The sequence below is a fragment of the Streptomyces sp. NPDC047014 genome (assembly GCF_040644195.1).
Taxonomy (GTDB): domain Bacteria; phylum Actinomycetota; class Actinomycetes; order Streptomycetales; family Streptomycetaceae; genus Streptomyces.
Window position 1 is genome coordinate 210,569 of the sequence record NZ_JBEYVX010000002.1, and the last position, 11,099, is coordinate 221,667.

The 11,099-nt window shown below is 70.3% G+C and carries 7 protein-coding genes; 2 read left to right on the plus strand and 5 right to left on the minus strand.

Annotated elements, in window-relative coordinates; translation table 11 throughout:
* The 3 genes from nhaA to ABZ873_RS02235 all read right to left on the minus strand — a co-directional run bounded on the left by nhaA (nucleotide 1) and on the right by ABZ873_RS02235 (nucleotide 6,221).
* Nucleotides 1-1,422 (minus strand): Na+/H+ antiporter NhaA, encoded by a 1,422-nt coding sequence (nhaA, locus tag ABZ873_RS02225; RefSeq protein WP_360863983.1) that lies wholly within the window; start codon nucleotides 1,420-1,422, stop codon nucleotides 1-3.
* Nucleotides 1,423-1,661: 239 nt separating this feature from the next.
* Nucleotides 1,662-3,659 (minus strand): acetate--CoA ligase, encoded by a 1,998-nt coding sequence (gene acs / locus ABZ873_RS02230; RefSeq protein WP_360863985.1) that lies wholly within the window; start codon nucleotides 3,657-3,659, stop codon nucleotides 1,662-1,664.
* A 162-nt stretch (nucleotides 3,660-3,821) separates the two neighbouring features.
* Nucleotides 3,822-6,221, minus strand: a complete 2,400-nt coding sequence (locus tag ABZ873_RS02235) for a bifunctional SulP family inorganic anion transporter/carbonic anhydrase (protein WP_360863987.1) — start codon at nucleotides 6,219-6,221, stop codon at nucleotides 3,822-3,824.
* A 235-nt stretch (nucleotides 6,222-6,456) separates the two neighbouring features.
* Here ABZ873_RS02235 and ABZ873_RS02240 point away from each other — a divergent pair, with 235 nt between their 5' ends.
* The gene (locus tag ABZ873_RS02240) at nucleotides 6,457-7,761 is read left to right on the plus strand and encodes a hypothetical protein (protein WP_360863989.1); all 1,305 of its coding nucleotides are present in this window, start codon (nucleotides 6,457-6,459) and stop codon (nucleotides 7,759-7,761) included.
* Here ABZ873_RS02240 and ABZ873_RS02245 read toward each other — a convergent pair.
* The gene (locus ABZ873_RS02245) at nucleotides 7,715-8,770 is read right to left on the minus strand and encodes an ATP-binding protein (protein ID WP_360863991.1); all 1,056 of its coding nucleotides are present in this window, start codon (nucleotides 8,768-8,770) and stop codon (nucleotides 7,715-7,717) included. The genes ABZ873_RS02240 and ABZ873_RS02245 overlap by 47 nt on opposite strands.
* Nucleotides 8,771-8,879: 109 nt before the next feature.
* On the opposite strand from ABZ873_RS02245, the gene ABZ873_RS02250 reads away from it, so the two are divergent.
* Nucleotides 8,880-9,701, plus strand: coding sequence for an oxidoreductase (locus tag ABZ873_RS02250; RefSeq protein ID WP_360863993.1), 822 nt, complete (start codon nucleotides 8,880-8,882; stop codon nucleotides 9,699-9,701).
* 404 nt (nucleotides 9,702-10,105) lie between these two features.
* On the opposite strand, the gene ABZ873_RS02255 is transcribed toward ABZ873_RS02250, so the two are convergent.
* Nucleotides 10,106-10,972, minus strand: coding sequence for an HAD-IB family hydrolase (locus tag ABZ873_RS02255; RefSeq protein ID WP_360863995.1), 867 nt, complete (start codon nucleotides 10,970-10,972; stop codon nucleotides 10,106-10,108).
* Between the last annotated feature and the right edge of the window lie 127 nt (nucleotides 10,973-11,099).

Genomic DNA, 11,099 nt, shown 5'->3' on the forward strand with positions numbered 1-11,099 from the left:
TCATGCCGGACGGTCGGCCTCGGTGGTGGACCCGGCTGCCGTTTGGAGCGCGGCGGCGGCCTTGCGGCGGTGCTCGGCGGCCCGGTCCTCGTAGATCCGGGCCATCCGCAGGTGGAACTCCGGATTGCCCTCCTCGTAGATGTCCGGGATGCCGTCGAGGTCGTCGTCGCGCTCCTCGGCCTCGCTGAGCGCCCGGTACCTGCGGTCGCGGAGCTTGAGCAGGACGCAGGCGATCAGGGCGGCGATCACGGAGCCGAGGAGGACGGCGGCCTTGATCTCGTCGGTGAGGACCTCGTCGCCCGCGAAGGCGAGTTCACCGATGAGGAGGGAGACGGTGAAGCCGATACCGGCGAGGGAGGCCACGGCCAGTACGTCCGGCCAGGCGAGGTCCTCGTTCAGCTCGGCCCGGGTGAAGCGGGCGGCCAGCCAGGTGCCGCCGAAGATGCCCACCGCCTTGCCGACGACCAGGCCGAGGACCACACCCAGGGTCTCGGGGCGGGTGAAGACCTGGGCGATGGCCTCGTCGGAGAGCGAGACCCCGGCGGAGAACAGGGCGAAGAGGGGCACGGCGAGGCCGGCCGAGACAGGCCGGACCAGGTGCTCGATGTGCTCGCCGGGGGAGACGTGCTCGCCCTCGCGGCGGGTGCAGCGCAGCATCAGGCCCATGGCGACACCGGCGATGGTGGCGTGGACCCCGCTGTTGTACATCAGGCCCCAGATCACCAGGGCGAGCGGCACGTAGATGTACCAGCCGCGGACCTCGCGGCGCAGCAGGAACCAGAAGAGGACCAGCCCCACGAGTGCGCCGCCGAGCGCCGGGAAGTTGATCTCGCTGGTGAAGAAGACGGCGATGATCAGGATGGCGAAGAGGTCGTCGACGACGGCGAGGGTGAGCAGGAAGGCGCGCAGGGCCGAGGGCAGGGAGGTGCCGATCACGGCGAGGACGGCCAGCGCGAAGGCGATGTCGGTGGCCGTCGGGACGGCCCAGCCGTCCAGGGAGCCGCCGCCGAGGGTGTTGACCAGCGCGTACACGAGTGCCGGTACGGCCATGCCGCAGAGGGCGGCGATCACCGGGAGGGCGGCCGCCTTCGGGTCGCGCAGATCGCCCGCGACGAGTTCGCGTTTGAGCTCGATGCCGGCGACGAAGAAGAAGACCGCCAGGAGTCCGTCGGCCGCCCAGTGCTGGAGGGAGAGGTCCAGTCCGAGGGCCGAGGGGCCGATGTGGAGGTCGCTGACGGTGTCGTAGCTCTCCGCGAGGGCGGGGATGTTCGCCCAGACGAGGGCGGCGATCGCGGCCACGAGGAGCAGGACGCCGCCGACCGTCTCGGTGCGCAGGGCGTCGGCGATGAAGCGGTTCTCGGGGAGCGAGAGGCGGCCGAGCAGCTTGCGGCGTGTGTGGTCGGTGGGGCGGGGCGCGGCCACGAGAAGACACCTCCGGGGGCGGTTGGACGGCATGGCGGAACCTCTTGCCGACCAGACTTCCCGGCGCACCCTGTTTGTGCCTGTATGTATCCGTGCGTGCCTGTGTGCGATTTTACGCTTTCAAGATTTTACAGGGCACGCGCGAGGGCGTATCCGGTGATCATCACTTTAAGTGCGAAAGGGGCACCCGGCGCGTCGCGCCGGGTGCCCCTTCACCGTGTCCTCCGCGTGCCGCGGTCTCAGTCCTCGCTGCCGGCGGCCGGGAGCTTGCTCTGGATGAGGTCCATGACCGAGGAGTCGGCGAGCGTGGTGACGTCCCCGACCGTGCGGTTCTCCGCGACGTCGCGCAGCAGGCGGCGCATGATCTTGCCCGAACGGGTCTTCGGCAGCTCCTGCACCGGCAGGATCCGCTTGGGCTTGGCGATCGGGCCGAGGGTGCTGCCGACGTGGTTGCGCAGCTCCGCCACCAGGTCATCGGTCTCGGAGGCGGTGCCGCGCAGGATGACGAAGGCCACGATGGCCTGGCCGGTGGTCTCGTCGTTGGCGCCGACCACGGCCGCCTCGGCGACCGCGGGGTGCGAGACGAGCGCCGACTCCACCTCGGTGGTGGAGATGTTGTGGCCGGACACGAGCATCACGTCGTCCACCCGGCCGAGCAGCCAGATGTCGCCGTCGTCGTCCTTCTTGGCACCGTCGCCCGCGAAGTACTTGCCCTCGAAGCGGGACCAGTAGGTGTCGATGAAGCGCTGGTCGTCGCCCCAGATGGTGCGCAGCATCGACGGCCACGGCTCGGTGAGGACCAGGTAGCCGCCACCGCCGTTCGGGACCTCGCGCGCCTCGTCGTCGACGACGGTGGCGGAGATGCCGGGCAGGGGGCGCTGGGCGGAGCCCGGCTTGGTCTCGGTGACACCGGGCAGCGGGGAGATCATCATCGCGCCGGTCTCGGTCTGCCACCAGGTGTCCACGATCGGGCAGCGGTCGCCGCCGATGTGCTTGCGGTACCAGACCCACGCCTCGGGGTTGATCGGCTCGCCGACCGAGCCCAGCACGCGCAGGCTCGACAGGTCGAACTTCGCGGGGATGTCGTCGCCCCACTTCATGAAGGTGCGGATGGCCGTGGGCGCCGTGTAGAGGATGGTGACGCCGTACTTCTGCACGACCTCCCAGAAGCGCCCCTGGTGCGGGGTGTCGGGGGTGCCCTCGTACATCACCTGGGTGGCGCCGTTCGCGAGCGGCCCGTAGACGATGTAGGAGTGCCCGGTCACCCAGCCGATGTCGGCGGTGCACCAGTAGACGTCGGACTCCGGCTTGAGGTCGAAGACCGCGTGGTGGGTGTACGCCGCCTGCGTGAGGTAGCCGCCGGAGGTGTGCAGGATGCCCTTGGGCTTCCCCGTGGTCCCCGAGGTGTAGAGGATGAAGAGCGGGTGCTCGGCGTCGAACGCCTGCGGGGTGTGCTCGGCGGACTGGCGGCCGACCACCTCGTGCCACCACACGTCGCGGCCCTCGGTGATCGCCGTGTCCTGGCCGGTGCGGCGTACGACGAGGACGTGCTCGACCTGCGGGCACTTGGCGACGGCCTCGTCGATGGCGGGCTTGAGGGCGCTGGGCTTGCCGCGGCGGTAGCCGCCGTCGGCGGTGATGACCAGCCTGGCGTCGGCGTCCTGGATGCGGGAGGCCACGGCGTCGGCGGAGAAGCCGCCGAAGACCACGGAATGGGCGGCGCCGATACGGGCGCACGCGAGCATCGCGACGACCGCCTCGGGGATCATCGGCAGGTAGACGGCGACGCGGTCACCGGCCTGCACGCCCAGCTCGGTGAGGGCGTTGGCCGCCCGGGAGACCTCGTCCTTGAGCTCGGCGTAGGTGATCGCTCGGCTGTCGCCGGGCTCCCCCTCGAAGTGGAGGGCGACGCGGTCGCCGTTGCCGGCCTCGACGTGGCGGTCCACGCAGTTGTAGGCGACGTTCAGCTTGCCGTCGGCGAACCACTTCGCGAAGGGCGGGTTGCTCCAGTCGAGCGTCTCGGTCGGCTCGGTGTCCCAGGTCAGCCGCCGGGCCTGCTCGGCCCAGAAGCCCAGCCGGTCCGCGTCGGCCTGTGTGTACGCAGCCTCTGTCACATTGGCGGCGGCGGCCAGATCGGCGGGCGGTGCGAACCGCCGCTCCTCCTTGAGCAGATTGGCCAGGCTCTCATTGCTCACGACATCTCCCTTTCCCAGGGTGTCCGTTGTGTCCCCGGGCATAGCTCATCAGTCTGCGGCCCAGGTGACAAGGGGTAGCCGAGAATTGGTTTAGACCTATATCACGACGGGGGCCGTACGAGAACGGCGTGCGAACGGCCCCTTCCCGCCGCTGGGGGCGCGCGAAGGGGCCGAACAAGGGCACGGATACGGGAGGGTATCGGTTCAGGCGTGCTGCCCCACGGTGTCGAAGACCCGGCAGTCGAAGAAGTCCTCGCCCTCGGAGAGCAGATACGCCTGCGCCTCACCCACGTGGAAGTACATCCCGTGCAGCTCCAGCGTGCCCTCGGCGAGCCGCCGGGCCACCGATTCGTGCGCGCGCAGGTGCTCCAGCTGCTGCACCACATTGGTCAGGCACAGCTGCTCCACGGCGTCCGCCGGGAGCCGTCCCGCGATCCGGGCCCAGGCGTGGTGGCGGCTGCCCATCCGCTCCAGGCTGGGCAGCCCGTGCCGCAGCCAGCGCCGCAGCGGGGTCATCGGGGTGTCGGGTGAGGAACTGAGCAGGGCCTGCATCGCACCGCATCCGGAGTGGCCGCAGACCGTGATGCTGTCGACCTCCAGCACGTCCACCGCGTACTCGATGGCCGCCGCGACGGAATCGTCCGTGGACTCCGCCCCGGGCAGCGGGACCAGGTTCCCCACATTGCGTACGGTGAACAGGTCGCCAGGGCCGCTCGCCGTGATCATGCTGGTCACCAGGCGGGAGTCCGCGCAGGTGAGGAAGAGCTGGGAGGGCCGCTGCCCCTCGCGGGCCAGCCGGGCCAGCTCGTCCCGCACATGCGGGGCCGTATCGCGCTGGAAGGCGGTGATCCCGCTGGCCAGTTGCCCCGCGCCGCGCCGCCGCGGCGGCTCCCCGCCGGCCTTGTCACCGGCCGCGGCCTCCGTGGCCGCGGCCGCCGCCATGGCCGCGGTGGTGGTCGTACGGGAGGCGGGGGAGCGGTGGTCGCAGTGGTTCTGCCAGGGCGTCCAGGGCCGGCAGCACTGGTGCGCCCCGCGCCGCCTCGGCGGATCCCCGCCGTCCCGGTCGGCCGGGCCGGCCGGCTCCGCGACCCCGGGGCCGGCGAACCGGGCCGCCTGGCCCGAGTGGCCCGGGAACTCCACGGATGCCCCGTGCGCGAGGTGCGACTGTTGCCAGTCGTGCAGCGTCTCGTAGGCCGCGTGGTCCATGAACGAGCCGTCGAGCTCGATCACCGCGGGCACGTCGTGCGGGATCTGGTTCAGCACCCGGCTCAGCCGCGGCACCGCCAGGAAGGTCAACTGGCCCCGCGCCCGCACCCGGTGGACACCGCCATCCAGCCGCTCCAGGATGATCCTGGTCCGGGCGAGCCGGTGCAGGGCCAGCGCGACGGCCACGGCGATCCCGATGGCCACGCCCTCCAGGACCCCGCCGAAGACCACGGCCACGATGGTCGTGCCGTAGACCAGGATCTCCCGGTGCCGGGTCACATTGCGCAGATGGGTGATGCTGACCATCTGCACGCCCACCGCCATCACCAGGGCGGCCAGCGTGGCCAGCGGGATCAGGTCGAGGACCGGGACCAGCAGGAAGGCCGCGAGCAGCACCCAGAAGCCGTGCAGCATGGACGACTTCCGGCTGGCCGCACCGGATTTGACATTCGCCACGCTGCGGACGGCGACGCCGGTGATGGGCAGTCCGCCCAGCGCCCCGGAGACGATGTTCGCCGCCCCCTGGCCGCGCAGCTCCCGGTCGAGGTCGGCGCGGGGCGGCCGGTTGCCGGTGCTCCGCTCGGAGGCGATCAGCTTGTCGGTGGCGACGGCCGAGAGCAGGGATTCCACGCTGCCCACGAGCGTGATGGTCAGTACGGCGGCGATGAGGCCGAGGACCGGCCCCTCGGGCATCTCCGGCAGGGCGTGGCTGCGCCAGGACGGCAGGTCCACCCGGGGCAGACTCAGCCCGGCCAGCGCGGCGACGGTGGTGGCGACGGCCACGGAGGCGAGGGCGGCCGGCACCTTGCGCAGGGCCTTCCCCGCCCTGCCCGGCAGCCGTGGCCAGCCCAGCAGGACCACCAGGGTCAGGACGCTGATCCCCAGCGCCACCGGGTGCAGGTCGGCCAACTGCGCGGGCAGGCCCAGCACATTGGCCACGGCCGAGCTCTGCGGCATACCGCCGAGCACGATGTGCAGCTGGGCCAGCGCGATCGTCACGCCGATGCCCGCGAGCATGCCGTGCACGATCGCCGGACTGACCATCAGCGCGGACCTGGCGGTGCGCAGCGCGGCCAGGCCGAGCTGGCAGACGCCCGCGAGCACGGTGATGGCGCAGGTGGTGCGCCAGCCGTAGCGCTGGATCAACTCGGCGGTGACAACGGTGAGTCCGGCGGCAGGCCCGCTCACCTGGAGGGGCGCGCCGCCGAGCCGTGCGGCGACGATCCCGCCGACCGCGGCGGCCACCAGGCCGGCCTGGAGCGGGGCTCCGGTGGCCAGGGCGATGCCGAGGGAGAGCGGGATGGCGATGAGGAAGACGGTGATGGAGGCGGACAGGTCCGCGGGGAGGTCTTTGCGGATCTTCTCGATGGGTCGGAGGGGCGTCGTGGTCGTCGTCATGGGTTCCCGTCTCCTCTGGTGAGGGTCACAGCGGCGGGATTCTCAACGGTCAGTAAATGAACGGTAATGGAGAGTAAAGCCGAGCGGGGAACAATTCGGGCAGTTGGTCTATGAATTAGCACTGGAGAGTGAATAAGCATTTTGTCCGGCTTGTCATACATGCCTCTCAACGGACCGCATGGGACGTTGCGGCGCGGAAGCACCGCGACGGAACTGCGAGGGAGAGGTGGGGCGGATGATCGCCGCCACGAAGAAGATCGCCGGCGGCCTGGTCGCCACTGCGCTGGTGCTGGGGGTCGCCGGCTGCAGCTCCTCGGAGACCGGCAAGTCCCCGGCCGCCGGCGGCCCGAACGCGGGCAAGAAGGCCGTCCCGGAGGCGCCCGGCAGCGTCAACCGGCCCATCGGCGACGGCTCGACCACGTACACCGGCCCGCAGCCCAACGTGCAGAAGCCGCAGAAGCTCAAGGCGGGCGAGAAGCCGCCGCAGTTCGTGGTCTTCTCCTGGGACGGCGCCGGCGAGGACAGCCAAAAGCTCTTCTCCCACTTCCGGGAGGTCGGTAAGCAGTACAACGCCCGCATGACGTACTTCCTCAGCGGCGTCTACATGCTTCCGGAGGAGAAGCGTTCCCTCTACACCGCCCCCCAGCACGGACCCGGCCGTTCCGACATCGGTTTCGGTGACCTCAAGGGCATCAAGGACACCGCCGACCAGGTCCGTCTGGCCTGGCTGGAGGGCAACGAGATCGGCACCCACTTCAACGGGCACTTCTGCGGCCCCGAGGGCGGCGTCGGGACCTGGTCGGTGGAGGAGTGGAAGAGCGAGATCAACCAGGCCAAGTCCTTCGTCAAGAGCTGGCGGACCAACGCGGGCCTGAAGGACGTCCAGACGCTCCCCTTCGACTACGACAAGGAGCTCATCGGCGCCCGCACCCCCTGCCTCGAAGGCCAGAAGAACTTCATGCTGGCGGCGAAGGGCATGGGCTTCCGCTACGACTCCAGCGGCATCAGCAAGCAGATCTGGCCCAAGAAGACGGACGGTCTCTGGGACATCCCGCTCCAGCTGGTGCCCATGCCCGGCCGTGCCTTCGACACGCTGAGCATGGACTACAACTACATGGTCAACCAGTCCGGGACGAACTCCCAGGGCGACCCCTCGCAGCACGCCTACTGGGGCGAGCAGATGCGTGACGGCCTGCGCCAGGCGTTCGACCGGGTCTACCAGGGCAACCGCGCGCCACTGATCATCGGCAACCACTTCGAGTCCTGGAACGGCGGCACCTACATGCGCGCCGTCGAGGACTCCATCAAGACCATGTGCACCAAGCCGGAGGTGCGCTGCGTCCCGTTCAAGGAACTCGTGGACTGGCTCGACGCGCAGGACCCGAAGGCCCTGGAGTGGATGCGCACCCTCGACGTCGGCGAGACGCCGAAGGAGGGCTGGCCGAAGTTCCTGACCGCGGGGCCGCCGGCCCGGCCGGCCGCCCCCGCGGGCGTCAAGCCGGCTGCGGGGCCGGCCGAGGGGGCTGCGGAAGAGGGCTGACCGGCGCCTCGCCGTCGCCGGTCCCCTCGGGTCCGGCCGCGTCCAGCCCTTCGCGCAGGACGAAACCGGGATCGACCTGCTCCGCCAGGTCGGTCCCGGTCTTGGCGTTCCCCCAGCTCTCCGCGTTCCTGAGGTGGAAGCTCACCATCTGCTCGGTGTAGCGCTCCCAGTCGCGGAGGGCGTACGAGTCGTCGGCGGCGTCCTGGAGCGTCTGGAGGGCGAACCGGTTGGTCGCCTCCAGCAGCTCGAAGGAGGCCGGGCGGCCCTTCTCCATCGCCCGCACCCAGTCGGAGTGCCCGACGGTGACCAGCAGGTCTTCGCCCACCTCGTCCTGCAGGAACTCGATGTCCTCCGGGCCCTGCACCTTGTTGCCGACGACCTTGAGCACGACCCCGAAGTCCCGTGCGTACTCCTTGTACTGGCGGTAGACGGACACGCCCTTGCGCGTCGGCTCGGCCACGAGGAAGGTCACGTCGAAACGGGTGAACATTCCGGAGGCGAAGGAGTCCGAGCCCGCCGTCATGTCGACGACCACGTACTCCTCCGGGCCGTCGACCAGGTGGTTGAGGCACAGCTCGACCGCGCCGACCTTGGAGTGGTAGCAGGCCACGCCCAGGTCCGCCTCGGTGAACGGCCCGGTGGCCATGAGGCGTACGGGCTCCCCGTCCAGCAGGATCGTGCGCGCGCAGGCCGCGTACACCGGGTTGTCCTCGGTGACCCGCAGCAGACGGGAGCCGCGGCCGGGCGGGGTGGTCTTGATCATCGAGTCGGCGGACGCGATGCGCGGGTTGGTACCCCGCAGGTACTCCTTGATCAGGGGCAGCTGGGCGCCGAGCGCGGGCAGTGCGGCGGCCTCGTCCTCGCTGAGCCCGAGGGCCGCGCCCAGGTGCTGGTTGATGTCGGCGTCCACCGCGACGACGGGGGCCTCATTGGCGGCGAGGTGGCGGATGAAGAGGGAGGACAGGGTCGTCTTGCCGCTGCCGCCCTTTCCTACGAAAGCGATCTTCATGTTCACCAAGCGTAGTGGGTCGATCGCGTGGAGTTGTCAAGGTGCGTGAAGAAGACCACTCCAAGGAGGGGTCGGAGCGGGGGGTCCGCAGTGCGTAGGCTCCCTACTTATGAGTAGCGCTTCTGACCCGCTGGTCGCACTGGCCGGACTGCCGGGTGTCGCCGAGTCCGTGGAGTCCGTACGCAAGGCCGTGGACCGGGTCTACGGGCACCGGGTGATGCGCCGCCGCAGCGGTGAGATCACCTCGGAGGCCGCCCTGCGCGGCGCCCGCGCCAGCGCGGCGCTGTCCGGTGCGGACTGGGCGCTGGAGGAGGTGCGGCGGCGGACCGACTTCGGGTCCGAGCCGGAGGCGCTGGCGGTCGGCGCGGCCCTGCGGCTCACGGCGGAGGCCGGGCAGCTGCTCAGCATCTGGCGCCAGTCGCCGCTGCGGGTCCTCGCGCGTTTGCACCTGGTGGCGGTCGGTTCGACGGCTGCGGGCGATGTCGTCGGCCGTCCGCGCCTGGCCGGTGAGCCGGTCGACGAGCCGCTGGTGGAGGCGCCGCTGCCGAGCGCGGACGAGGTCGCGGGCCGGCTCGACGGGCTGTCCCGGCTGATCATCGCGGGCGGCTCCGCCCCCGCCCTGGTCACGGCCGCGGTGGTGCACGGCGAACTGCTGGCCCTGCGCCCGTTCGCCTCGTACAACGGGCTGGTCGCGCGGGCCGCCGAGCGCATCGTCCTGATCAACAGCGGCCTGGACCCGAAGGCGATCTGCCCGGCGGAGGTCGGCCACGCGGAGGCGGGGACCGCGGCCTACCTCGCGGCCTTCGAGGGCTACCTCTCCGGTACGGCGGAAGGCATGTCGGCCTGGATCGCCCACTGCGGGCGCTCGGTCGAGCTGGGGGTGCGCGAATCGACGGCGGTCTGCGAGGCCCTGCAGCGCGGCGCGGCCTGAATTCGCCTGTCGGCGGGACGCGGCCGGGGGCTCTTTCGGCGCCCTGAGCGCCCCGGACATGGGTTGCGGCGACACCGTCTTGCTGTGGTGTCGCCGCTGGCATTCACGCCCAGGTACCAAGCGTCCTCGAAAAGTTGCCCATCAGGTCGGGGTCTTTGCCCGTCACCTGGTGCGGCTGGCCCGTAATCGACGGGTCGACGTCGCGTGGGTGCTCGGCGTTCATGCTTCGGTCCGTGGGCCTTACTGCGTTTTAAAGATGATCCTCTCGGATGTTCTTTGGTCTCGCGGGCCGTTGCTTTATTTGTACTCCGCTTTGCTCCTATGCGAAACCCCTGGCTCCACTTTTTACTTTCGGGAGGAGAGCGGGTGAACCGGACACCCCGAAAGCCCCCAGGTCCGGGCAATCAGGCGGAGGCCGCCGCCAGTGCCCGGCGGCGGCTCGCGTACCAGACCAGTCCGGCCGTGGCGGCCGCCGCGCCCACCGCCGCCGCGGCGACGAGCGCCGGGCGCGCCGGCATCGACATCCCGGGCAGCCGCTGCTTGAGCCGCACCGGACGGTTGAAGACCAGGACCGGCCACTCGCGCGCCACCGCCTCCCGGCGCAGCGCGCGGTCGGGGTTCACGGCGTGCGGGTGCCCGACGGCCTCCAGCATCGGGACGTCGGTGACGGAGTCGCTGTAGGCATAGCAGCGGGCCAGGTCGTAGCCCTCGGATTCGGCCAGCTCGCGCACCGCTTCCGCCTTGGTGGGCCCGTAGGCGTAGTACTCGATCTCGCCCGTGAAGCAGCCGTCCTCGCCCACGACCATGCGCGTGGCGACGACGCGGTCCGCGCCGAGCATCTCGCCGATCGGTTCGACCACCTCGGCGCCCGAGGAGGACACGATCACCACGTCGCGGCCCGCCGTGTGATGGGCCTCGATCAGGGAGGCGGCCTCGTCGTAGATGATCGGGTCGATGAGGTCGTGCAGGGTCTCCGCGACGATCTCCCGGACCTGCTGCACGTTCCACCCCTTGCACAGGGCGGACAGGTACTCCCGCATCCGTTCCATCTGATCGTGGTCGGCGCCGCCGGCCAGGAAGATGAACTGCGTGTACGCGGTGCGCAACACGGCTCGCCGGTTGATCAGACCGCCTTGGTAGAAGGACTTGCTGAACGTCAAGGCGCTCGACTTCGCAATGACCGTCTTGTCCAGGTCGAAGAAGGCTGCGGTGCGGGGCGAGGAGTGCGGCAAGGGCAAATTTTCCACTCCCCGAGCATATGCGCCCACCATTCGGCGTAAGGTGTGGCGCGTGGGTTTGCCTGAGAAGCCTCTCGGGTATACCATGGAAGTCACGGATCGTTCGCGACCGTGCTAACCCGGTCTGGCTCCTCCCCCCCCGAGTCGGACCGTGGGGACG

Bases quoted from the DNA above. Each gene is read 5' to 3' on its own strand.
- acs (WP_360863985.1), bottom strand. From the start codon at position 3,659: ATGCCCGGGGACACAACGGACACCCTGGGAAAGGGAGATGTCGTGAGC.
- ABZ873_RS02250 (WP_360863993.1), top strand. From the start codon at position 8,880: ATGAGTAGCGCTTCTGACCCGCTGGTCGCACTGGCCGGACTGCCGGGT.
- ABZ873_RS02240 (WP_360863989.1), top strand. From the start codon at position 6,457: ATGATCGCCGCCACGAAGAAGATCGCCGGCGGCCTGGTCGCCACTGCG.
- ABZ873_RS02235 (WP_360863987.1), bottom strand. From the start codon at position 6,221: ATGACGACGACCACGACGCCCCTCCGACCCATCGAGAAGATCCGCAAA.
- ABZ873_RS02245 (WP_360863991.1), bottom strand. From the start codon at position 8,770: ATGAAGATCGCTTTCGTAGGAAAGGGCGGCAGCGGCAAGACGACCCTG.
- ABZ873_RS02255 (WP_360863995.1), bottom strand. From the start codon at position 10,972: ATGGTGGGCGCATATGCTCGGGGAGTGGAAAATTTGCCCTTGCCGCAC.